Source organism: Sphingomonas soli NBRC 100801 (assembly GCF_001591025.1).
Taxonomy (GTDB): Bacteria; Pseudomonadota; Alphaproteobacteria; order Sphingomonadales; family Sphingomonadaceae; genus Sphingomonas; species Sphingomonas soli.
This window is the reverse complement of sequence record NZ_BCTZ01000012.1, coordinates 47,199-68,217: the sequence shown is the minus strand read 5'-3', so window position 1 is coordinate 68,217 and position 21,019 is coordinate 47,199. Positions and strand designations below refer to the sequence as shown.

Annotated in this window: 24 protein-coding genes; 18 read left to right on the top strand and 6 right to left on the bottom strand. The window is 66.1% G+C overall.

Features of this window, described 5'->3' with window-relative positions; genetic code table 11:
- Positions 1–7 precede the first annotated feature (7 nt).
- Genes flgF through flgB form a run of 5 tightly spaced genes read right to left on the bottom strand, consistent with a single transcriptional unit; the run spans position 8 to position 3,574 of the window.
- Positions 8–754 carry a flagellar basal-body rod protein FlgF gene (flgF, locus tag SSO01S_RS08230; protein WP_066797968.1) on the bottom strand — a complete coding sequence of 249 codons (747 nt, stop codon included), beginning with the start codon at positions 752–754 and terminating at the stop codon, positions 8–10.
- Between the two features lie 26 nt (positions 755–780).
- A complete protein-coding gene (locus tag SSO01S_RS08225) occupies positions 781–2,094 on the bottom strand; it encodes a flagellar hook protein FlgE (protein WP_066797965.1) in 1,314 nt (437 codons plus the stop codon).
- A gap of 24 nt (positions 2,095–2,118) precedes the next feature.
- Positions 2,119–2,811: a flagellar hook assembly protein FlgD gene (locus tag SSO01S_RS08220; protein ID WP_066797962.1), complete on the bottom strand. Its 693-nt coding sequence runs from the start codon at positions 2,809–2,811 to the stop codon at positions 2,119–2,121.
- Between the two features lie 2 nt (positions 2,812–2,813).
- Entirely contained in the window at positions 2,814–3,224 is a 411-nt protein-coding gene (gene flgC / locus SSO01S_RS08215) for a flagellar basal body rod protein FlgC (RefSeq protein WP_066797960.1), read from the bottom strand.
- 2 nt (positions 3,225–3,226) lie between these two features.
- Entirely contained in the window at positions 3,227–3,574 is a 348-nt protein-coding gene (flgB, locus tag SSO01S_RS08210) for a flagellar basal body rod protein FlgB (RefSeq protein WP_066797957.1), read from the bottom strand.
- A gap of 148 nt (positions 3,575–3,722) precedes the next feature.
- Here flgB and SSO01S_RS08205 point away from each other — a divergent pair, with 148 nt between their 5' ends.
- From SSO01S_RS08205 to SSO01S_RS08165, 9 genes are all read left to right on the top strand, one after another.
- Entirely contained in the window at positions 3,723–4,469 is a 747-nt protein-coding gene (locus SSO01S_RS08205; protein WP_245646672.1) for a motility protein A, read from the top strand.
- Complete coding sequence (locus SSO01S_RS08200; RefSeq protein WP_066797954.1) at positions 4,466–4,966, top strand: OmpA family protein; 501 nt, start codon at positions 4,466–4,468, stop codon at positions 4,964–4,966. Before SSO01S_RS08205 ends, SSO01S_RS08200 begins: the two co-directional genes overlap by 4 nt.
- Before the next feature lie 56 nt (positions 4,967–5,022).
- Positions 5,023–5,541, top strand: a complete 519-nt coding sequence (locus SSO01S_RS08195) for a flagella basal body P-ring formation protein FlgA (protein WP_066798405.1) — start codon at positions 5,023–5,025, stop codon at positions 5,539–5,541.
- Between the two features lie 70 nt (positions 5,542–5,611).
- The gene (gene flgM, locus SSO01S_RS08190) at positions 5,612–5,899 is read left to right on the top strand and encodes a flagellar biosynthesis anti-sigma factor FlgM (protein ID WP_066797951.1); all 288 of its coding nucleotides are present in this window, start codon (positions 5,612–5,614) and stop codon (positions 5,897–5,899) included.
- A complete protein-coding gene (locus SSO01S_RS08185; RefSeq protein WP_066797948.1) occupies positions 5,892–6,203 on the top strand; it encodes a hypothetical protein in 312 nt (103 codons plus the stop codon). The genes flgM and SSO01S_RS08185 overlap by 8 nt, the downstream gene beginning before the upstream one ends.
- A 62-nt stretch (positions 6,204–6,265) precedes the next feature.
- Positions 6,266–7,162 (top strand): flagellar biosynthesis protein FlgJ, encoded by an 897-nt coding sequence (locus tag SSO01S_RS08180; RefSeq protein ID WP_066797945.1) that lies wholly within the window; start codon positions 6,266–6,268, stop codon positions 7,160–7,162.
- A 15-nt stretch (positions 7,163–7,177) separates the two neighbouring features.
- Positions 7,178–9,250 (top strand): flagellar biosynthesis protein FlhA, encoded by a 2,073-nt coding sequence (gene flhA / locus SSO01S_RS08175; protein WP_281178687.1) that lies wholly within the window; start codon positions 7,178–7,180, stop codon positions 9,248–9,250.
- Between the two features lie 29 nt (positions 9,251–9,279).
- Entirely contained in the window at positions 9,280–10,008 is a 729-nt protein-coding gene (locus SSO01S_RS08170; RefSeq protein WP_157073694.1) for a sigma-70 family RNA polymerase sigma factor, read from the top strand.
- Positions 10,009–10,104: 96 nt separating this feature from the next.
- Positions 10,105–10,455, top strand: coding sequence for a YbaN family protein (locus tag SSO01S_RS08165; RefSeq protein WP_066797939.1), 351 nt, complete (start codon positions 10,105–10,107; stop codon positions 10,453–10,455).
- Between the two features lie 411 nt (positions 10,456–10,866).
- On the opposite strand, the gene SSO01S_RS08160 is transcribed toward SSO01S_RS08165, so the two are convergent.
- Entirely contained in the window at positions 10,867–11,709 is an 843-nt protein-coding gene (locus tag SSO01S_RS08160; RefSeq protein WP_066797936.1) for a flagellin N-terminal helical domain-containing protein, read from the bottom strand.
- A 223-nt stretch (positions 11,710–11,932) separates the two neighbouring features.
- Between SSO01S_RS08160 and SSO01S_RS08155 the strand changes: the two genes are divergently transcribed.
- The 9 genes from SSO01S_RS08155 (at position 11,933) to SSO01S_RS08115 (ending at position 21,017) form a co-directional block, all read left to right on the top strand.
- Positions 11,933–13,195 (top strand): sigma-54 interaction domain-containing protein, encoded by a 1,263-nt coding sequence (locus SSO01S_RS08155; protein WP_066797927.1) that lies wholly within the window; start codon positions 11,933–11,935, stop codon positions 13,193–13,195.
- Positions 13,192–13,551: a flagellar hook-basal body complex protein FliE gene (gene fliE, locus SSO01S_RS08150; RefSeq protein WP_066797924.1), complete on the top strand. Its 360-nt coding sequence runs from the start codon at positions 13,192–13,194 to the stop codon at positions 13,549–13,551. Before SSO01S_RS08155 ends, fliE begins: the two co-directional genes overlap by 4 nt.
- A gap of 3 nt (positions 13,552–13,554) precedes the next feature.
- Entirely contained in the window at positions 13,555–15,222 is a 1,668-nt protein-coding gene (gene fliF, locus SSO01S_RS08145; RefSeq protein WP_066797921.1) for a flagellar basal-body MS-ring/collar protein FliF, read from the top strand.
- Complete coding sequence (gene fliG, locus SSO01S_RS08140) at positions 15,219–16,235, top strand: flagellar motor switch protein FliG (RefSeq protein WP_066797919.1); 1,017 nt, start codon at positions 15,219–15,221, stop codon at positions 16,233–16,235. Before fliF ends, fliG begins: the two co-directional genes overlap by 4 nt.
- Entirely contained in the window at positions 16,228–16,932 is a 705-nt protein-coding gene (locus SSO01S_RS08135) for a FliH/SctL family protein (protein ID WP_066797917.1), read from the top strand. Before fliG ends, SSO01S_RS08135 begins: the two co-directional genes overlap by 8 nt.
- Entirely contained in the window at positions 16,926–18,254 is a 1,329-nt protein-coding gene (locus SSO01S_RS08130; protein WP_066797915.1) for a FliI/YscN family ATPase, read from the top strand. Before SSO01S_RS08135 ends, SSO01S_RS08130 begins: the two co-directional genes overlap by 7 nt.
- Before the next feature lie 17 nt (positions 18,255–18,271).
- Positions 18,272–18,697, top strand: a complete 426-nt coding sequence (locus SSO01S_RS08125; RefSeq protein WP_066797913.1) for a hypothetical protein — start codon at positions 18,272–18,274, stop codon at positions 18,695–18,697.
- Between the two features lie 188 nt (positions 18,698–18,885).
- Positions 18,886–20,412, top strand: a complete 1,527-nt coding sequence (locus SSO01S_RS08120) for a flagellar hook-length control protein FliK (protein WP_218000354.1) — start codon at positions 18,886–18,888, stop codon at positions 20,410–20,412.
- Between the two features lie 17 nt (positions 20,413–20,429).
- Positions 20,430–21,017: a flagellar basal body-associated FliL family protein gene (locus SSO01S_RS08115; protein WP_066798403.1), complete on the top strand. Its 588-nt coding sequence runs from the start codon at positions 20,430–20,432 to the stop codon at positions 21,015–21,017.
- Positions 21,018–21,019 lie beyond the last annotated feature (2 nt).

Below are 21,019 nucleotides of genomic sequence, written 5' to 3'. Positions count from 1 at the left end.
TTACTCCTTATGCCGAGACGCGCATCAGCGATGCGGCGCTCTCGTCCATGTTCTTGGCTTCCTTCAGAAGGTTCGCCTGCACTTCGTAGCTGCGCTGGTTCTCGATCATGTCGACCAGCGCCTGGGTGAGATTGACGTTCGATTGCTCGAGCGAGCCCGATACGCACTTTGCCTCCAGATCCTCGGGCAGCACGCCGCCGCCTTTCACATGGAGGAGGTTGTCGAGGCCCTTCACGGTCTGGCTGCCTTCGGCGCTGGCCAGCTTGATCTTGTCGATCACCTGCGGCTGGCTGGCGTCGCCGCCGGGCGGGACGATCGTGATCGTGCCGTCGTCCGCGATCGCGATCGACTGGTAGGGCGGCACGGTGATGGGGCCCCCCGACCCCATCACCGGGAAACCGTCGCCGGTTTCCAACACGCCCGAGGGGGCGACCGACAAGTCGCCGCGCCTCGTATAGGCTTCGCTGCCATCCCGGCCCTGCACCGCGATCCAGCTGTCAGTCGTCACCGCCATATCGAGCGGCTTGCCGGTCTGCACGATCGTGCCTGCACGGCGATCGAAGTCGTTGACCTCTTCCGCCGCCAGGTCGCGTGTGTTGAAACCGCCCTGCTGCTGCAGCACCATCCGGTCGAAGCTGACGCGATCGGCGCGGTAGCCGATGGTCGACGCGTTCGCGATGTTGTTCGCGATCGTCGCTTGCGCCGACATCTGGCTCTTGAGCCCGGATAGTGCGGTATAGACGAGGCGGTCCATGACCTAGGGTTCCCTAAAGCTTTGAATTAGCTGCGGATGTTGAAAATGGTCTGCGAGATCTGGCTCGCGGTATCGAGCGCTTTGGCGTTCGCCTGGAAATTGCGCTGCGCCGCGATCAGGCCGACCAGTTCCTCGGTGATGTCGACGTTCGAGCGCTCGACCGCGCCCGCCATCAGCGAACCGAAGCCGTTCGCGCCCGGCTCTCCCAGGCGGGGTTCGCCCGAAAGACCGGTCGACGCCCAGGTCGAATTGCCGAGCTGGCGCAGGCCCGAGGGATTGGCGAAGTTCGCCAGCACCACCTTGCCCAGCGGCTGGGTGTCGCCGTTCGAGAAGCTCGCGCGGACGATGCCGTCATCGCCGACGGTGACGCCCTCGAACTGGCCAACCGCCGCGCCATCCTGGCTGCGGGCATTGACGCTGAACGGCGAGCCGACCTGCGTCGTCGCATTGCCAAGGTCGAGCGTGATGACCTGCTCCGCAGTCGCGCCGGGCGAGAGAAAGCCGCTAAACTCCGTCGGTGCGCTCGGCGACGTCAGCTTGCCGGTCGAATCGAAGGTCAGCGTCATCGGCAGCGCATCGGCACCGGTCGAGCCGCCCTCGACGCTCAGTTGCTGATCGCCGACGAACGAATAGACCTTCCAGGTGCTGGTCTGGTCATCGGTGGTAGGCGTCGTGTCGCGGACGAAATAGTTGGTCAGCGTCAGCGCGTTGCCGTTGCCGTCATAGACCGTCGTCTGCGCCGACTGGTTATAGGTGCCCGGATCGAAGCGGTTGAACGCGTAAGGGCTGTCCGTGCTGAAGCGCGGCGCGTTCTTCGGGATCGCCGAATTCGCCGAAAGATTGAGCGAGAGCGAGACATTCTCGGTCGCCTGCGGGGTGCCGCTGGTCTGCGGCATGCGCAGGCCGACGGTCGAATCGATGCCGGTCGCCACGACCGCGCCCGAACCGTCCACCGGATAGACCTGCAGCTTGTTGCCCTGCGCGTCGGTCACATAGCGGTCGCTGTCGATCGAGAAGCTGCCGTTGCGGGTAAAGGTGACGCCCGCGGAATTATTGTCGCCCTTTACCGCGAAGAAGCCGTCGCCGGAGATCGCGAGGTCAAGCGCCGAGCTCGACTGGGTATAGCCGCCCTGGCTGAACTGCTGGCGGACCGACTTCACCACCGTGCCCGAGCCGACCATCTGGGTCGGGTTCGAATTGGCGGTGGAGGCGATCACATCGGCGAACTGCGTCGTCGAGCGCTTGAAGCCGTTGGTGCCGACATTCGCGAGATTGTGCGAGATCGTGGACATATCGGTCTGCGCGGCCTGAAGCCCGCTCAAGGAAGTGAAAAACGACATAGCAATTGCTCCTTACTTGGGGGCTCAGCCGATCTTGCGGATGGCGGAGACGGGAACCTGGCCGAGGCCGGGAAGGGTGAGGACCGGTGCGCCATCGGCGCCCAGCGAAACGGAAGTGACCGGTGCCCAGACGAGCGGGGTGGCCGGAACCGAGGAGCCGGCCGCACTGCGCGCGCCGACCTTGATCGTGTAGGGGCCCGGACCCGCGGCTTCACCGCTGTCGGTGGTGCCGTCCCACTCGAAATCGAGCGCCCCTTTGGGCTGCGCGCCAAGCTCGACGGTGCGCAGCAGCGCGCCGTTCGGCCCTTCGATCGTGACGGTGACATTGGCCGCGTCGCCGCCAAGGTCGATCGTGCCGCCGACGCCGCCATCGACGCGCGGATAGGCGGTGTTGCCGGGGGTCAGCACGGTGCGGCCGATCCACGCCATCGCATCGCCGGTGGAGGTGCCGTTCAGCCGCTCGGCGATCGCCTTCAGCGTCGAGTTCATCTCGGTGATGCCCGAGAGCGACGAGAATTGCGCCATCTGGGCAACCATCTGGCTATTGTCGACGGGCTCGAACGGGTCCTGGTTCTTCAGCTGCGCCGTCATCAGCGTCAGGAAGTCGCCCTGATCCATATTGCTGTTGCCCAAGTTCGAAGTGTCCCGCGCCGCGGTCGCCGCGCCGGTGCGCGCGATGCCCAGATTGGCGAGCGTGGAATCAAAGGAAGTTGCCATGATCAGCGGCCCAGCTTGAGGGTGTCGGTGATCAGCTGCTTGGCAGTCTGCATCACTTCGACATTGTTCTGATAGGTGCGCGCGGTCTCGAGCATGTCGACCAGCTCGCGCGTTTCATCGACGGCGGATTCCCAGACATTGCCGTCCTTGTCGGCCATGGGATTGCCCGGATCGTAGCGCTTGGTCGGCTCGGCGCCGGCGGTGACGACGCGCTCGACATCGACCGTGGCCATCCCGCTCGCTTCGTCGAAGGCGGTGCGGAACACCGGCTTGATCGTGCGATAGGCGGCCTCGGCGCTCGAAGCGACGGTGTTGGCGTTCGCCAGGTTGGATGCGGTGGTGTTCATCCGCAGGAGCTGCGCGCTCATCGCGCGGCCCGAGACCTGGAAGATCGAAAGGGGTCCGTTGCCCATTGCTATTCTCCCTTGAGCGCGCGCGTGATCGTGTTGATGCGACCGTTCAGGAAGGCGAGCGTCGTCTGATAGGCGACGGCATTCTCTGCAAAGGCGGTCTGCTCGGTGGCCAGCTCGACGGTGTTGCCGTCGGCCGAAGGCTGGAGCGGCACGCGATAGAGCGTGGCATTGTCGATGGCGCCGTCGATCGATCCGGTGCCCGCCGAAGCAAGCGCGGCCTGGAAATCGATATCCTTCGCCTTGTAGCCGGGCGTCGATGCGTTCGCGATGTTCGACGCGAGCACGCCCATGCGCTGCGAACGCACCTGGAGCGCTGCGCCGTGTACGCCGAAAAGGCTGTCATTGGACATGGACGGGTCTCCCGCACAAAAGTTCACGGACCCATCTGCAATGGCCGTGCCAGTTTTGTGTGTTCACCCGGAAATCGCTTTATCCCCAGAGGAACCGGCAAAGGCGGCAACATCTTGCCGGGCAGGGCGGCAAGCCGGTGCCGCGCCGATGGGCGATCTGCCGCCGGAAGGGTCTGCCGCATCGGGCGCGCGGATTTGGCCCGTGCCTTGCATCCGCGAGCGCATGGACCTGACAGCCTTTCCCGGCCTTGCGCCGTTTATCGATCCGCTCGCCCTCGCCATTGTCGGCGGCGGCACCGCGCTCGCCGTGGTGCTGCGCACTTCGCTCGGCGATCTGGCGCGCAGCATCGCCGCGCTCCGGACATTGGGCCGCCGGCGCTTCGATGCGGATCCGCTGCTCAGCCAGATCGCCGCGCTGACCCGCATCGCCCGGCGGCACGGCCTGATTGCGCTCGATCGTTCGGTGATCGCCGATGCCGATGTCGCGGCCGCGATCGAAGCGGCGGTCGATGGCGCATCGGGCGCCGATGTCGCCAACCTGCTCCAGCATCGCCGCATGGCGCGCTACGAACGGCATCTCGCCGCGGCGGACGTATGGACCGGCATGGCGGAGATAGCGCCGGCAATGGGGATGATCGGCACGCTGATCGGCCTTGTCGGCATGTTCGTCGCAATGAAGGATCCCGCCGCCATTGGAGGCGCGATGGCCGTCGCCTTGCTCACCACCCTCTATGGCGCGATCCTCGCCAGCCTGGTCGCGCTTCCGGTGGCGACGCGGCTCAAGCGCCAGAGCCGCCACGAAGTCCAGGAACGCGCCCGGATCGAATTGCCGCTGGTGGCGCTTGCCGGGATCGAACCCGCAGCGCGTTGCGGCCTGCGCGAGATCGCGGCATGAACCCCTTGCTGGAAGAAGAGGTCCCGGCGCGGCCGGTATGGCTCACGACGCTCGCCGATCTGGCGCTGCTGCTCGTCGGCTTCTTCGTCTTCCTCCAGGCCAATCAGATGGACGGCAAGACCTTTGCCGCCAGCGTGCGCGCCGGCTTCGGCGCCACCGAGATCGTCGATGCGATGCCGGTGGAAATGGCGCTGGTCGCCGGCTTCGCGCCGGGATCGGCGATCCCTGGCGACAGCAGCTCCGCGCGCGAATGGGCGCGCGCCGCCGCGCGTGACCCGCGCACGCGAGTGAAAATCACCGGCGAAACCGATGGCACGCCGCAGGATGTGGATCGCGCGAGCGGCAGCGCGGCCATCCTCGCCGCCGATCGCGCGCGCGCGGTTGCGGCCCTGCTGGTCGCCTCGGGCGCCGCATCGCCCGATCGAATCCAGATTGCCACCGCCACCGGCAAGCGCCGCACCCTCATCACCCTCGGCTTCGAAGGGGACCGGCAATGATCTGCCGCCCGGCAAACGACGCTTGCCGCCGCACCAGATTGAAGATGGAGAAGACCATGTTGCTCCTGGCATTAGCATTCGCATCCCCGGCCCTGGCCGGCGATTTCCAGTCGACCCGGATGCTCGACACGATCGTCGCGCAGTTCACCGGCAAGGCGATCGGCGAACTGGGCGGCGCGCGCGCGCCGGTCGACGATCGCCTGAAGCTCGCCAATTGCGCCGCCCCGCAGCTCGAATGGCGCACACCCGCGCAGGACGCGGTCGTCGTGCGCTGCATGGCCCCGAGCTGGCGGATCTATGTGCCGGTCAATGCCGCGCCCCGGCCAATCGCTCCGGCGGCTCCGGTTGCTGCGGTTGCCGCGCCGGTGGCGAAGGCCGAGCCTGTGATCCGGCGCGGCGACGCCGTCGCGATAGAGGTCAACGCCGCAGGCTTCTCGATCTCGCGCGAGGGAATTGCCATGGGCGACGCGCCGGCGGGCGGGCGTCTGCCGATAAAGGTCGATGAAAAAAAGCCGCCGATTCAGGCAATTGCCATCGAGCCCGGCCGTGCTAGGCTCTCCGTGGCGGGGAGCTGAAATTTTTTTATTAAAGCTCCCGTGAAAGCGGCCGTTCTACTCGTTGCAAGCATAGCTAGGGATAGCGAGCATGGTGGATCCGATTGGCATCAAGACTGGCGCAATGGCCGCTCGGGCGGTGTCGTCGGTACACGCCCTGAACAGGGTGGCGCAGGCGAGCCCGGTCGAAAAGGCGGCCCCGGCCGTCCAGACTGCGGCAAGCGAGCTGACCGCGAACATGGCATCGAAGCCGCCGGTCGACAGCGAGCGCGTCGCGAAGATCAAGAAGGCGATCGAGGATGGCAACTTCCCGCTCGTTCCTTCGACGATTGCGGATCGGCTGCTTGCTTTGAAGATGCAGTGGAATCCGAATGACTAGGCGGGAGGCTTTGATTGGGGTGATCGAAGCGCTCCACGCCGAAATCGCGGCGTTGAAGGCCAATGACGTGGGGGCGTTGGAGGCCGCAACGCGGAACAAGCTGGCCGCGATCGACACGGTCGCGCTGCACGATGGCGAGGCACCGGGCCCAGAGGTCCGGGAGCTCGCTGCGGAAGCGCACCGGTTGAACGAGACCTGCCGCATCTATGTGAACCTGATGACGGCAAATGTTCGCCGCCGCCTGCAACTTCTTTCCGGTCAGGACGCGCCGTCCTACCGTTCCGCAGGCTACGCGCTGGCATAAGCCGGAACTGGCACGCTCCTTGCTGATCTCGCCCGCAATATGGGCAATCAGGTCAGCCACGGATGAGCGTCACTTCGGTAAACAGCACGGCAAGCGTCAAAGGCGCGATTGCCGCCGCGAGCCGCAAGACCGGCATCGACTTCAATTATCTGATCGGACAGGCGCAGGTCGAAAGCGGCATGCGTCCCGATGCGCGCGCCGGCACGTCCTCCGCGACCGGCCTCTACCAGTTCATCGAGCAGAGCTGGCTCGGCGTGGTCAAAGATCATGGCGGCAAGCATGGCATGGGCTGGGCGGCGGGCAGCATCCGCCAGACCGCCAATGGCCGCTATGTCGTCAGCGATCCCGCGGCGCGCGCGGCGATCCTCGGTCTGCGCAACGATCCCAACACCGCCGCTATCATGGCCGCCGAGCATGCATCGGATAACAAGGCGGCGCTCGAGCAGCGCCTTGGCCGCCCGGCGACCGGCACCGATCTCTACATGGCGCATTTCCTGGGCCTGGGCGGCGCGACCAAATTTCTCGATACGATGGCATCGAACCCGGAGCGCAGCGGCGCAGGCATGTTTCCCGCCGCCGCGCGCGCCAATCACAACATCTTCTACGGGGCAAACGGCCAGCCGCGCACGCTGAGCGAAATCTACTCGCGCTTTGCGGGCAAGCTCGATTCGGGCGCTGCGGCAGGCGGCGCGACCGGCGGCGCTTCGGGCAGTTTCGAGCTGGCCCAGGATCCGTTGGGCGATTTCGGCGAGAATGAAGTCATTCTCGGCAATGGCGCGGCCGGTAACGACCGACACTGGGTCGAGACCACCATCGCTCAGCTCAACGTGGGCAAGGAAGCGAGCGGCGATCCGTTCGCCGCGCGCCGCAACGCCTTTACGCGCGCGGTCGATCCGCTGCGGCCGACCCCCGAGACCGCCAAGCTGGCCTATCTCATGCTCGCGAACCTGGGAGCGTAATCTCAAGTGAATGGTTTGAGTTTGCCCCAGGGCTTCACCTCGTCCGCTCGCGGCTTCGCGCTTCCCGGCGCGATGCTGCTTCTCGTCGCGCTCATGGTCGTGCCGATTCCGGCCTTCATGCTCGACATCTTCTTCGTGATGAACATCATGATCAGCCTCGCTGTGCTGATGGTGGCGCTGAACGCGCAGAAGCCGCTGGACTTCTCGGCCTTCCCGACCGTCCTGCTCTTCGCCACCTTGTTCCGCCTCGGCTTGAACGTCGCCTCGACGCGCGTCGTGCTCGTGCATGGGCATGAGGGCGAAGCCGCGGCCGGCCATGTCATCGAGGCGTTCGGCACCTTCCTGATCGGCGGTGACTATGTCGTCGGCATCATCGTGTTCGCGGTCATCGTCATCATCAACATGATCGTGGTGACCAAGGGTGCGGGCCGCGTCTCCGAAGTCAGCGCGCGCTTCACCCTCGATGCCTTGCCCGGCAAGCAGATGGCGATCGATGCCGATCTCAATGCGGGGCTGCTCACGCCGGACGAAGCACGCGCGCGGCGCATCGAAGTCGGCACCGAAGCGGATTTCTACGGATCGATGGACGGTTCGTCCAAGTTCGTGAAGGGCGATGCGATCGCCGGTCTGCTGATCCTGTTCATCAACATCGTCGGCGGGCTTATCCTGGGCGTGGTCAGCCACCAGATGGCGGTGGGCGACGCCGCGCAGCATTATATCATGCTCGCCATCGGCGACGCGCTCGTCGCGCAGATCCCGGCGCTGATCCTCTCGATCGCCGCCGCCGCGATCGTCACCCGGGTCAGCTCGTCGCAGGATCTGACCGGCCAGATCGGCACCCAGTTCGGCAGCCACAAGACCTGGACGCCGGTTGCGGTGATCCTTGGCGTGCTCGGCGTGATGCCCGGCATGCCGCACATGGTCATCCTGCCGGCCGCCGCCGTCGCGGCGTTCGCCGCCTGGCGCCTGAAGCGTATCGCCGATCTGCCGCCGCCGCCCGAGCCCGTCGCCGCCGAGCCGGTCGATCAGTCGCGCATCGGCTGGGAGGAAGTCACAGACAATATGCAGGTGATGCTCGATATCGGCTACGGCCTGGTGCCGCTGGTCGATGAGCGCCGCGGCGGGCCGCTGATGGGCCGCATCACCGGCGTGCGCCGCCAGCTTTCCAAGGAGCTCGGCTTTGTCGTGCCGCAGGTGCGCGTGCGCGACGACATCAACCTGGCGCCCTTCACCTATCGCATCTCGATCGGCGGTGTCGTCATGGCGGAGGACGCCGTGTCGCCCGACGAGATGCTCGCGCTCGATACCGGCCAGGCGGTCGGCACGTTGCACGGCAAGCGCGTCAAGGACCCAACCTTCGGGCTCGACGCGGTGTGGATCCCGCAGGGCGAGGCCGACGCGGCGACCGGCGCGGGCTATCTCGTCGTCGATCCGGGCACCGTGATCGCGACCCATTTGAACCAGGCCCTAGTTTCCAGCGCAGCCGATCTGCTCGGTCCCGACGAGGTGCAGTCGCTGCTCGACGGGCTGAAGGAGCGCGCCGCATCGCTGGTCGCGTCGCTGTCGCCCCAGCCGGTGCCGCTCACCACGCTCACCACCGTGCTGCGCGGGCTGCTCGCGGAGAATATCCCGCTCAAGGAGTTCCGCCGCATCGCCGCCGCGATCGCCGTGGCCGCGCAGAAGACGCTCGATCCCGAGGAGATACTCGAGCTGATCCGTCCCGAGCTTGGGCCGCTGATCATCCAGAAGATCTGCGGCGTGCGAGAGCCGCTGCGCGTGATGACGCTCGAAGGCCAGCTCGAAGCCCTGCTCGGCCAGGCCGTCCGCTCGGATCCGTCGCGCCGCCACACGATCGAGCCCGATCTCGGCCGCCGCATCGCCGATGCCCTCCAGCGCGCCGCCCAGCCGCTGGTCAACGAAGCCAAGCCCTTCGTCCTTGTCGTCCAGCCGGCCATCCGCATTGCGATCCGAAAGCTCGTGAAAACCGTGCTCCCGGACACTCCCGTTATGAGTTTCTTTGAAGTTCCGGAGGATAAGGCGGTTGAGGTCGTCGCAGTGATTGGTGCGCCGGAGGCACTGCCCGCATGAATGCACTCCCCATCAGGAAGTTGACCGATATGGCGTCTGCCGCACCGCTCACTTATTCGCCCGTGCCGCTGCCCCGGCGCGACGCCGAAGCGCTGGTGCGCAAGCATCTGCCCTTGGTCCGCCGCATCGCCTGGCACATCCACGGATCGATGAGCTCGATCGTCGAGGTGGAGGATCTGATCCAGATCGGCATGGTCGCGCTGATCGAGGCGGTGAACGGCTTCGAGGATCGCGGCCAGGTGACCTTCGAGCAATATCTGGCCACGCGGCTGCGCGGATCGATGATCGACGAGCTGCGCCGTCAGGCAACGCTCACCCGCGGCGCGATGCGCCGGCGCAAGGCCTATCAGGATACGGTCAAGACGCTCGGCATCGAGCTGGGCCGTCCGCCAAGCGATCTCCAGGTCGCCGAGCGGATCGGCGTCACGCCCGAAAAGCTGCGCGCCGAATACGCATCGGCCGAAGCGGTCCGCTTCGATTCGATCGACGACACCTATTCGGACGAGAGCCCGTGGTTCATGTCCGACGAGCCGAGCCCGTTCGACCAACTGGCCGATGCCGACCAGCGCCAGGCGCTGATCGAGGCGATCGCCGAGCTGCCCGAAAAGGAGCAGATGGTCATCCAGCTTTACTATGTCGAGGAACTCAATCTCGAGGAAATCGGCGAAGTGATCGGGGTGGGTGCGGCGCGCATCTGCCAGATCAAGAAGAGCGCGCACGATCGCCTCAAGAAAGGCCTGCAGCGCCGACTCGGCTGAGCAGGCCAAGCCTTTCCATGCGCGATTGGCGGCGCAGACCGGCCGCGCCTGCGGATTCGGCTGGCGGCTGAGGCGCGGCGTGCTACCCTTTGGCGGGTGCGCCGTCATCTCTATCTCATCGCGGGATTTTTCTCGCTCGGCCTGGCGGTGATCGGCGCGATCCTGCCGGTGATGCCGACGACGATATTCGTGATCCTGGCGGCCTATTGCTTCGCGCGGAGCAGCCCGGCGCTGGAGGCGCGGTTGCTGAACCACCCCGGCTTCGGGCCGCACATCATCGCATGGCGCGAACGCGGCGCGATCAGCCGCAAGGGCAAGGTGGCGGCGAGCATCGCCTTTGCCGCGAGCATATTGGTGGCGCTGATCTTCGCGCCCTGGCCCTGGTCCGTCGCGCCGATCGTGGCGGCTTTGGTGATCGGTAGCTGGATCTGGTCGCGGCCCGAGTAACGGCGAGACCGGCACGCCCTGAATCGCGGGGATGACGGCTATCCATGCGCGCGGATCAAACGCCGGCGCGTCGCAATTTCGAGCCCGGGCGCGGCGCGCGGCGTGGATACGGGAAGGGCCGCGCTGATCTCCTGGAACATCGGACACCCCGAAACCGTCATCCCCGCGAAAGCGGGGACCCAGGGTTACACAGCGGCGCCCTGCTTTGCTCTGGATCCCCGCTTTCGCTGGAATGACGATCCGGGATCTGGCCCGCCCGGTAACCCGCACGAGCGCGCGCTCCACCCCAAACACAGAAAAGCCCCGATGGTCGCTTGGACCATCGGGGCCTCCCATGCGCCCTCTCCCTACAAGAGAGGTGACCGGCCGCGGTGCCTTTGTCAGGGGGGTGACACCCCGACCGGCACGCGCTTAGCGGAGCAGCGTCAGAACCGTCTGCTGGCTCTGGTTCGCCTGGGCAAGCATCGCGGTCGATGCCTGGCTCAGGATCTGGGCCTTGGCCAGCGCCGCGGTTTCAGCCGAGAAATCGGCGTCTTCGATGCGGCTGCGGGCGTCGGTCAGGTTGGTCACGTTGGTCGTCAGGTTGTTGACCACCGATTCGAGGCGGCTCTGCGAGGCGCCGAGCGTGGCCCGTGCGCCGTTCACGGCCTTGAGCGCCGCGTCGGCGTTGGTCAGCGTGGTTCCGGCATTGGCCGCCGAGTCGACCTTGAAGTCGGCCGCTTCGAAATCGTCCTTGTCGAAGAACGCCTTGGTCAGCGAGACCGAGTTGTCACCCGCGGTGTCCTTGTTGATGCCGACCTGGATCGAGATGTCATCCGATGCGGTGTCGGTCGTGGCATAATCGAACACGGCGACGCCGTTGAACTTCGTGTTGGTGAAGATCGAGTCGATCTGCGTGCGCAGCGCGGCTGCTTCCTTGTCGAGGTTCGCGCGGTCGTCGGTCGAGTAGGTGCCCGAAGCCGACTGGACGGCGAGTTCGCGGATGCGCTGCAGCATGTTGGAAACTTCTTCCAGCGCGCCGTCAGCGGTCTGAGCGAACGAGATACCGTCATTTGCGTTGCGGATCGCCTGGCTCATGCCGCGGATCGAGGAGGTCATCGACGAAGCGATGGCGAGGCCGGCGGCGTCGTCCTTCGCGGTGTTGATGCGCTTGCCGGTCGACAGACGCTCCATCGCGGTGCCGAGCATTTTGTTCGCAGCGTTCGAAGCGTTGCCCGCCCGGATTGCCGCAATGTTGGTTCCGATAACACTCATGTCATTACTCCATGCTTGCCGGCTTCCCGTGTACCCCCCTGAGACCAGGAGCCCGGAGCCGCCAAGCCAAGGAACGGCCATGCGCGATCCGGCTTAAGCAAAAAAATTAGCCCCTCGCGCGCGCGCCTCGCGTGCGCCCGGAAGGAGGAAGCAGGCCGAACACGATGATTTACGGCTCATTAACCAGAATTCGCGCATCAAGGGCTTCTCAAGGGGGAAGTCCATGCGATCCATCGTTCCGTCGGCCGCGATTCTCAGGCAGAAATACGCACTCGTTTCGTCGCTGCGGGCGCAGGGTTTCGCGATCGCTTCGTGCGAAGACGGCAAGCCGGCGCCGGGTGGCCTGTATCTGGTCGCTGATGGCGAGACTCCGCCGGCGCCGTCGCGCACGCTGACGATCGGCGACGGCGAGCCTGCGGTCATTCCCTTTCGCGACGGCAATCCGGCGCGCATTTCCTTTCCGCCCGAAGACGCGGCAGTCGGCAGCGGCTTCGTCAGCGCGCTGATGCGCGGCCCCGGCGAGCCCGTGGCTGCCGATCCCGAGAGCCTCGCGCTGCTGGCGCTTGCCGAGCGCGTCGCGGCGTCGGACATCACCGTGCTGATCAACGGCCCAACCGGCACCGGCAAGGAAGTGCTGGCGCGCGCGATCCATATGGGCTCGTCGCGGCGCGATGGCCCGTTCGTGGCCATCAACTGCGCAGCGCTTCCCGAAACCATGCTCGAAGCCATGCTGTTCGGCCACCACAAGGGCGCGTTCACCGGCGCATCGTCGGGCGGGCAGGGCTTTTTCCGTGCGGCGCACGGCGGCACCTTGCTGCTCGACGAAGTCGCCGAGATGCCGATCAATCTCCAGGCCAAGCTGCTCCGCGCGCTGCAGGAGCGCGAAGTCGTTCCGATCGGCGCGACGCAGCCCGAAAAGGTCGACGTGCGCGTCATCGCCTGTGCCAACCGCGACCTGCAGGGCGAAGTGATGGCCGGCCGCTTCCGCGCCGATCTTTACTACCGCCTCTCGGTCTTCCCGCTTTCGACCAGGCCGCTTGCCGAGCGTCCGGGCGATATCGCCGCGCTCGCCGCCGCGATGGTCGTGCGACATTCCGGCGAACGTTCGACGCTGCCCTGGATTTCCGCCGACGCACTGGACGTGCTCACCGATCATGATTGGCCGGGCAATGTCCGCGAGCTGGAAAATGTCATGCAGCGCGCGCTGCTGCTGTGCGGCGGGCACACGATTACGCCAGAGCATCTGATTTTCGATCGCCGCCCGGAAACGCGCGTCGAGACGCAGGCCCAGGCTTCGGGGACGCTCAGCAACATCGTCCAGATCCACGAATTCGCCGCGATCCGCGAAGTGCTTGCCGAGTGCAATGGCAGCCGGATCGAGACCGCACGGCGGCTCGGGATTTCGGAGCGCACGCTGCGCTACCGGCTCGCCAAGGCGCGCGAGCAGGGTGAGGATATCACCATCAGCCGGGCGATCCCGGCATGAGCGGGGTCAGCGGAATCGGCGGCGCCATGGGCGTGGATCGGGTGATGCAGCTCCGGCAGCAGATCCTTGAGCGCAATGCCGCGCTCAGCCGCGCCAATGAAACTCCTGCGGGCGCTAGCCCCGCTGCGGCCAAGCCGGCCAGCTTCGCCTCGACGATGGAAGAGGCGCTCAAGTCGGTCAATCAGGCCCAGCAGAATGCGAGCGAGCTTTCGTCCGCTTATGAGCGCGGCGAGACCGTGGACATCGCCAAGGTGATGCTGGCGCGCCAGCAGGCGTCGGTCGGCTTCGAAGCGACGCTCCAGGTCCGCAACAAACTCCTGTCCGCCTACAAGGACATCATGAGCATGCCGGTGTAATCGATGAACGCTCTCACCACCACAGAAGGCGCGGCAAGCCCGGTCAGCCTCAATCCGCTGAAGCAGATGAGCGGCATTCTGGCGCAGCCCGCCGTACGGCGCGCCATGCCCTTGCTCTTCCTGATCGGCCTGGTCGCCGCAGGCTTCATCGCCTGGTCGATGATCGCCAGCGCGCCGCAGCGCATCCTCTTCGCCAACGTGACCGACGCCGACAAGCAGGCGGTCAGCACCGCGCTTCAGGGCGCGAACATCAAGTCGAGCATCGACAGTGCCGGCTCAATCACCGTGGCTGAGGATGATTATCACAAGGCGCGGATGCTGCTCGCTGGCCAGGGCCTGCCCAAGGCCGCGCCCGGCGGCTATGCGATCCTCGATCAACTCCCCATGGGGGTGAGCCGCGCGGTGGAGGGCGAACGCCTCCGCCAGGCGCGCGAGACCGAACTGGCGCGTTCGATCCAGGAGATCGATTCGGTCGCCGAAGCCCGCGTCCACCTCGCCACGCCCGAAGCCAGCGCTTTCGTTCGCGATCAGGCGGCGCCTTCGGCCTCGGTGATCCTCAAGCTCCAGCCTGGCCGCGCGCTGGCCGAGCCGCAGATCCGCGCGATCGTGAACCTCGTCGCCTCCTCGGTGCCGGGGATGACGCCGCAGGCGGTGACCATCGTCGATCAGATGGGCGCCTTGCTCTCCAAATCGGGCAAGGCCGGCGATCCGACCGCGGCGGCGGGCGATGCGCGCATCGAGTTTCAGCGCCGCGTCGAGGACAAGTATCGCGATCAGCTCGTCCAATTGCTGACCCCGATGGTCGGCGCAGGCAATTTCACCACCGAAGTCGCGGCGGATGTCGATCTCGATGAGAGCCAGGCGACCCGCGAAAGCTATGACAAGGCCGGGCAGGTGATCCGCGCCGAGCAGGGCAACTGGACCGGCACGTCCAAGGATGGCGCGGCTCCCGGGGGTATTCCCGGCGCGCTTTCGAACACGCCGCCGCCTGCCAGCACCATGGCCGCTCCGAATGCAGAGGGCGCTCCGGCTGCTGCTGCCGCGGCTGCTGCGCCTGGCGCAGCGCCTGCCGGCACGCCGCCGGTGGCGCAGAAGCAGAGCGACAGCTTCACCCGCACCTATGAGACGGGCAAGGAAATCTCGGTCACGCGCGCCGCCCCCGGCGGGGTCAAGCGCCTTTCGGTCGCAGTCTTGCTGCGCGAGGATGCGGGCAAGCCGCGCGGCCAGGTGGAGATCCAGCAGATCACCCAGCTCGTCCAGGCCGCTGTCGGCTACAATGCCGCGCGCCAGGATCAGGTGACGGTAATCAGCCGCAAGTTCACGCCGCCCGCCGAGAGCATTTCCGCCGGCCCTTCCTGGTACGATGCCGGATGGGTGCCGCTGGTCGCGCGCAACCTGACGGCGCTGGTGATCGCGCTGCTGGTGTTGTTCCTGGGTGTGCGTCCGCTCGCCAAGGCGCTGCTCAAGAAGCGCGAGGACGCCACGGTTCGCCACGCGCTGGCGATCGGCAGCCCCAATGGCGGGCCGGCTCCGGCGGTGTCGATCGATATGCTCGAGCGCAATGGCCATAGCTATGACGACCGGGTCGGCCTGGTCCGCGGCTTCACGCGCGACAATCCGGCGCGTGCGGCGCTGGCGGTGCGCGACATGATCAAGGCAGACGGCCGGTGAGCGCGCCGATCCGCAACTTCAACGGCACCGAGCGCGCTGCCGTGCTGATGATGCTGGTGGGCGAGGAGGAGGCTGCGGCCATCCTCCAGCAGCTCGATCCGGAGGAAGTCCGCAATCTGGGCAAGGCGATGTTCACCGTCGCCGATGTCAGCGAGGCGGAGGTCGAGCAGGTGCTCGACGATTTCACCTACAAGGCGCGCGAGCGCACCTCGGTGCAGTTCGATCCTGCGCCGCGCATCGAAGGGATCATGAACCGCGCGCTGGGCACCGAGCGGGCGGAGAGCGTGCTCGCCCGCATCGCGCCGACCCAGGCCAGCAACGGGCTGGAAATGCTCGCCTGGTTCGAGCCCGAGGAAATTGCGCGCATGGTCGAGACCGAACATCCGCAAATCGCCGCGGTCCTGCTCGTTAACCTCGATCCCGACCTCGCCGCCAAGGTATTTGAACATCTCCCCGAAGCAGTCCAACCCCAAATCCTCCGCCGCATCGCCAAGCTCGGCCCGGTGACGCCCGAGGCTATCGAGACGCTGAAGGAAATGATCGTCGCCCGCGCGACTGTGGCGAAGAAATCCCCCGGTCTGCAGCTGGGCGGGACCCGTGAAGCGGCCAAGATCCTGTCGAGCGCGCGCCGGGTCACCGAGCAGCGCGTCATGCCCAAGCTCGCCAAGATCGACAAGGAAGTCGCCCGGGCGATCGAAGAGGCGATGTTCGTCTTCGACAATCTGCTCGAGCTCGACGACAAGAACCTCTCGACGCTCATCCGCAACGTGGATTCCAACATCCTGGTCAAGTCGCTCAAGGGTGTTGAGGAGAATGTCCGCGAGCGCTTCCTGGCCTGCATGTCGAGCCGCGCGGCGGACGGCATCCGCGATGAGATGGAATCGCTAGGGCCGATGAAGCTCTCCGATGTGCTTGAAGCGCAGAAGGTGATGATCGCCGTTGCGCGCGGGCTGGTGAAGGACGGCACGCTCCAGATGCCGAGCAAGGGTAGCGGAGACGACGATTATGTCTGATGCGGCACGCGCATTTACGCCTGGCCTCGCCGGCCATGTCCGCGTCGCGGAGACGGTGCTCCGGCGCGCGTTTGGCGAACCGGTCCATTTCGCGCCAGCGGAAGTCAGCCATATCGGCCGCCGCCATGGGCCCGAGTCGGGCCCGCGCCATTATTCGCCTGCGAGTTCCTCGTCGAACCCGAACGAGGGCTGGGACCCGTTCGCTGCAGCCGATCCGATCGCTGCAGCCCGCTCCGCCGGGGTCGCCGAGGGTCGCGCCGCAGCGCTCGCCGAACTCGATGCGGCGAAGGACCGCGAAGCGGCACTGCTCGAACAGGTTTCCGACGCGCTCACCAAGGGCGCACATTTCGATCGCGAGCGCATGGCCGGGCATCTGCGCCAGACCGTGCTCCATCTTGTCACCAAGATGGTTGGCGAAGTCGGCATAGCGCCCGACGTGCTTTCGTCGCGGATCAACGCCGCGGTCGATCTGCTTGCGGACAATGCCGAATCGGCGTTGCTCCGCCTGCATCCCGACGATGTCGCGCTTGTCGAAGGAAAACTTCCGGCCAGCGTTTTCCCGGTCGGCGATCCCCAGGTCCAGCGCGGCGGCTTTGTCATCGAAAGCGCTTCGACGGTGGTGGAGGACGGCCCCGATCTCTGGCTCGAACAGCTGGCGCAAGCGATTGATCGCGTGCCGATTCCCCCCGCATGCTGAACCGCTTCACCGAAGACTATATCGATGGGCTAAGCTGCGGAGATTTCGCCGCCAAGCCGCGCGTCTCGGGCCGCCTTTCGTCCTATGACGGGCTGCTGATGGAAGCCGTTGGCCTCTCGCTGCCGGTTGGAACCGTCTGCGCGATCGGTAGCGGCGTGGGCCGCGTCGAGGCGGAAGTGATCGGCTTCCGCGCGGGCAGGACGCTGATGATGAATCTGGGCGGCCCCGCAGCCTTGCTTCCCAATGCGCCCGTGCGCCCGATCGGCCCTCCCGGAGAGGCAGAGGTTGGCGCGGCGTTGCTCGGACGCGTTGTGGACGGCGCCGGCAAGCCGATTGACGGGTTGGGTCCGATCCGGGGAGCGGGCAAATGGCCGCTTTCGGGCAAGCTTCAGTCTCCACTGGATCGCGGCCGCGTGCTCAAACCGCTCGACGTCGGCGTGCGCGCGATAAACGGTCTGCTCACCATCGGGCAGGGCCAGCGCGTGGGCATCATGGCGGGTTCGGGTGTCGGCAAGTCGGTCCTGCTGGGCATGATCGTCCGCGCCGCCGAAGCCGATGTCGTGGTCGTCGGCTTGATCGGCGAACGCTCGCGCGAAGTCGCCGACTTCCTCGAGACCAAGGTGTTCGGCGAAGCGCGCAAGCGTTCGGTCGTCGTCGCGGTTCCGGCCAATCACTCGCCAGTGCTGCGCATCCGCGGCGCGCTGCGTGCGACGGCGATCGCCGAGGCTTTCCGCGCCGAAGGCAAGAAGGTGCTGCTCATCATGGATTCGCTTACCCGCGTCGCCCATGCGGGCCGCGAGATCGGCCTTGCGCTGGGCGAGCCGGCCTCGGCACGCGGCTATCCGCCGTCGGCCATTGCGATGCTGCCCAGCCTGATCGAACGCGCCGGCACATGCGTGTCGAGCGGTGGATCCATCACTGCGATCTACACGGTGCTGGCGGATGGCGATGACGGCAATGATCCGGTGGTGGATTCGGCCCGTTCGATCCTCGATGGCCACATCGTGCTCAGCCGGCCGCTTGCCGAGCGCGGCGTATATCCCGCGATCGATCTTGGTCCGTCGGTCAGCCGTGTGATGACCGACATTGCCGCGCGCGATCACGTAAATGCTGCACGCGTGCTGCGCCGCCATCTTGCAACATATGAGGAAAATCGCGACCTCGTGCTGATGGGGGCCTACCGCCCCGGTGCGGACGCCGAGATCGATGCGGCGATCGCCTGCCACCCCGCCGTGATGGAATATATCAAGCAGGGTGCCGATGAGGTCGTGACGTTGGGCGACGCCGTGGCGGAGCTCACCGGCGTGTTTGGCGATGCGTGATCCGGTGAGAGGCCGGCATGCCTAGGAGCGCCAAGAAGCTCTCGCGCCTGCACCGGGTGCGTACGCTCCAGCTCGACCAGGTTCGCGCCGAGGAAGTGCGCGCGCACGCCCGGGTCAACCAGGAAGCACAATTGCGCGAACGCATTTCCACGCTTGCCGACAATATCGCACCCGTGAAGAGCTGCGAGGCCTTTGCCTCATCGATGATTGCCGCTGCACATTATCGCGACCGGCTCCACCAATCGGCGCAGGCCGCGGCACGCCGCGTTGAAGTGGCCGAACAAGGGCTTGAACATGCCCGCGCCGCGACGCGAGAGGCGCGCCGCGACCAGAACGCGATCGAGAAGCTGATGGCGCGCGAGCGTGCCGAAGCGGCGCTGAAATTCCTTCGTTCGCTTGAGGAATTGCCTCCTGCCGGAAGAAATCGGCACGATCCTTGCTGAGTTCCGCGTGAGAACATCTCAGCGGGGGCGTTTCGTTGATCCAGATTGCTGCAACTCTTCCCAATACTGGCGGGCCGACGCGCCCGAGTGCGCTTGCCGCCGAGAGCGGCACAAGCAATTTCGCGCTTGCCATGGGCTCGGTGCTCGCGCCCGGCACCATGCCTATCGAACTGCCGGACGACTTATCGTTGCCGGGCCTTCCCATCCCGGGACTGCAGATCGTTGCCGGACCCGGCAAGGATTTGCCGGAAGCAGGCCGCGCGCTGACGGATGATGATGCCGCTGCGGAACAGCAAGCGAGCGCCGATGGCGAAGCGCCAACTGATGATGAGGTACCCTTCGCCTGGTTCGCGCTTCCCGCCGCCGCACCGGCGGATGGACCTGCCATGGCGACGGTCACGACCAAGCCCGTCGTCGCGCTACAACCCGGACTTCCAGCCGCACCTTCGCACGAGGCTGCGCCTCAGCAGGAATCTCCCTCGGCACTTCCGGGGGAAGCCATGCCGATCGTGGATGCGATGACACTGGCGGACGCAGACGCCGGAGCGCGCGCTGCGCCCTTGGCGCGCAAACCGGTGGAACGTCCCATCCTCGTCGCGCCACGCGCTGCCGTTCCCATAGATACGAGCGAAGTGCCCGCCGCATCGATGCCGGATACTGCCCCGCTCGCAGAGCGGACTGCCCCAATCGAGCGCGCGTTGAGGTCCGCAGCGCAGAATCCGTTGCTTGTCGGGATCATGCCGGTGGCGGTGCATGGTGTCGAACCGGATTTGACGGAGGTCCGCGCGCCGATTTTGGGGGGGGCCATCGCACCCGCGCTCGCCACCGTGACTAAGGTGGTGTCTGACACCGATACGATTGCTGTGCTCCCATCCGAGCCGGCGTCGGCCACCATCCCTGCGCCGTCCGCCGCGTCGGCACCGCCGGCTGGTACCGTCCCCGCGACGCCCGCCGGCCAGCCTCTAGCGCCGATGGTAGCCGCGACCTCGCAGCAGAACGCCCAAAGTACACCCGACGCTAAACCGGCAGTGGCACCGCCGCGCGAAGCGGCTCCCGCGACGGTAGATGTGCTTGCGCCGCGCGTGCAAATGGCGGTGCCGGCGGCGCAGCCCGTTCCGGCAAGCGCTCCGCAAACCGCGCCGCTGACGGTGGCGTCGCTGATCGCCCAGGCATCTGTGCCGGGCGTTGCGCATCCGGTCGTATCAACTCTGCACCGCAGCTTTGGCGAGATCGAACAGGCGCCATCCATGGGCTTCGCCGCGCCCGGTGCTTCGATCCTGCAGCAGGTGGCCGCCAGCCCCGGCGCCCAGCACGGTGCGCTCGACATGCGCCGCCAGGAATGGACAGGGAAGATGATTGAGATGATCGAAGCGATGCGAGAGAGCGCGCCGATCAAGGAAACGCGCATCAGCCTGATGCCCGATGCGCTGGGCAAGGTGGATATCGCGGTGCGCCAGGATGGCGACCGCGTGCATGTGCACTTCACAACAGAAACCCAGGCTGCGCGCCAGATCCTGACCGATGCCCAGGTCCGCCTGAACGAAATCGCCGAGGCTCGCGGTATTCGGCTCGGCCAGACCAGCGTCGATGCGCAAGGGGCGGGCGCCGGGTCGGGCCAGCGCCAGAACGATGCGCCGCGTCCGCACACCCCTTCCGCTCCCGCCAGCGCACACGCGGCGAAGGATCAATCCAACACCGATGAACGCGTCGCCTGAGACGCATGGAGGCCAAGATGGAAACGCTGAACGACGATACGAACCCTGCGCCGAAGAAAAAGAAGAAGGGCAAATTGCTCCTTTTCGTCGTCGCCCCCCTGCTGCTCGCGGGCGGCGGTGGTGGCGCGGCCTATGCGATGGGTTGGCTGAACATGGCAGGTGGCAGCGCGGGTGCCGCCGCCAAGTCCAATGAACCGCAATTATTGCCGAAGAGCGAGCAGAAGCGCGCGGGCGAGAGCGGCGAAGCAGGTGGCAAGGCCACGCCGCAGGGCGAAGGCGGCGACAAATATGCCTCGAGCTATTACGCGCTGGAAAAGGAATTCACATCCAACCTGCAGGACAGCGTCCATTTCATCCAGGTCGGGGTCGCGGTGTCCACGCCTTATGATGGTAAGGTCATCGAGAACGTCAAGACGCACGAGATCGCGATCCGTTCTGCGATCCTGATGGCGCTTGGCGAGACGACCGAGGACGAGGTTTTCACCGCCGCCGGCAAGAAGAGTATGCAGGACCGGCTGACCAAATCGATCAACGCCATCCTTAAGGAAAAGGAAGGTTTTGGCGGCATCGGTAACGTTTACTTTACCAATTTCATTGTTCAGTGAGG

What these genes read in the sequence shown, in the direction of transcription:
- SSO01S_RS08155 (WP_066797927.1), top strand. Translation starts at nt 11,933, where the DNA reads ATGCGATCCATCGTTCCGTCGGCCGCGATTCTCAGGCAGAAATACGCA.
- fliF (WP_066797921.1), top strand. Translation starts at nt 13,555, where the DNA reads ATGAACGCTCTCACCACCACAGAAGGCGCGGCAAGCCCGGTCAGCCTC.
- fliE (WP_066797924.1), top strand. Translation starts at nt 13,192, where the DNA reads ATGAGCGGGGTCAGCGGAATCGGCGGCGCCATGGGCGTGGATCGGGTG.
- SSO01S_RS08170 (WP_157073694.1), top strand. Translation starts at nt 9,280, where the DNA reads ATGGCGTCTGCCGCACCGCTCACTTATTCGCCCGTGCCGCTGCCCCGG.
- flgC (WP_066797960.1), bottom strand. Translation starts at nt 3,224, where the DNA reads ATGGGCAACGGACCCCTTTCGATCTTCCAGGTCTCGGGCCGCGCGATG.
- SSO01S_RS08205 (WP_245646672.1), top strand. Translation starts at nt 3,723, where the DNA reads ATGGGCGATCTGCCGCCGGAAGGGTCTGCCGCATCGGGCGCGCGGATT.
- SSO01S_RS08130 (WP_066797915.1), top strand. Translation starts at nt 16,926, where the DNA reads ATGCTGAACCGCTTCACCGAAGACTATATCGATGGGCTAAGCTGCGGA.
- flgB (WP_066797957.1), bottom strand. Translation starts at nt 3,574, where the DNA reads ATGTCCAATGACAGCCTTTTCGGCGTACACGGCGCAGCGCTCCAGGTG.
- SSO01S_RS08225 (WP_066797965.1), bottom strand. Translation starts at nt 2,094, where the DNA reads ATGTCGTTTTTCACTTCCTTGAGCGGGCTTCAGGCCGCGCAGACCGAT.
- flgF (WP_066797968.1), bottom strand. Translation starts at nt 754, where the DNA reads ATGGACCGCCTCGTCTATACCGCACTATCCGGGCTCAAGAGCCAGATG.
- SSO01S_RS08185 (WP_066797948.1), top strand. Translation starts at nt 5,892, where the DNA reads ATGACTAGGCGGGAGGCTTTGATTGGGGTGATCGAAGCGCTCCACGCC.
- SSO01S_RS08200 (WP_066797954.1), top strand. Translation starts at nt 4,466, where the DNA reads ATGAACCCCTTGCTGGAAGAAGAGGTCCCGGCGCGGCCGGTATGGCTC.
- SSO01S_RS08180 (WP_066797945.1), top strand. Translation starts at nt 6,266, where the DNA reads ATGAGCGTCACTTCGGTAAACAGCACGGCAAGCGTCAAAGGCGCGATT.
- SSO01S_RS08115 (WP_066798403.1), top strand. Translation starts at nt 20,430, where the DNA reads ATGGAAACGCTGAACGACGATACGAACCCTGCGCCGAAGAAAAAGAAG.
- SSO01S_RS08160 (WP_066797936.1), bottom strand. Translation starts at nt 11,709, where the DNA reads ATGAGTGTTATCGGAACCAACATTGCGGCAATCCGGGCGGGCAACGCT.
- SSO01S_RS08125 (WP_066797913.1), top strand. Translation starts at nt 18,272, where the DNA reads ATGCCTAGGAGCGCCAAGAAGCTCTCGCGCCTGCACCGGGTGCGTACG.
- SSO01S_RS08135 (WP_066797917.1), top strand. Translation starts at nt 16,228, where the DNA reads ATGTCTGATGCGGCACGCGCATTTACGCCTGGCCTCGCCGGCCATGTC.
- SSO01S_RS08195 (WP_066798405.1), top strand. Translation starts at nt 5,023, where the DNA reads ATGTTGCTCCTGGCATTAGCATTCGCATCCCCGGCCCTGGCCGGCGAT.
- flgM (WP_066797951.1), top strand. Translation starts at nt 5,612, where the DNA reads ATGGTGGATCCGATTGGCATCAAGACTGGCGCAATGGCCGCTCGGGCG.
- SSO01S_RS08220 (WP_066797962.1), bottom strand. Translation starts at nt 2,811, where the DNA reads ATGGCAACTTCCTTTGATTCCACGCTCGCCAATCTGGGCATCGCGCGC.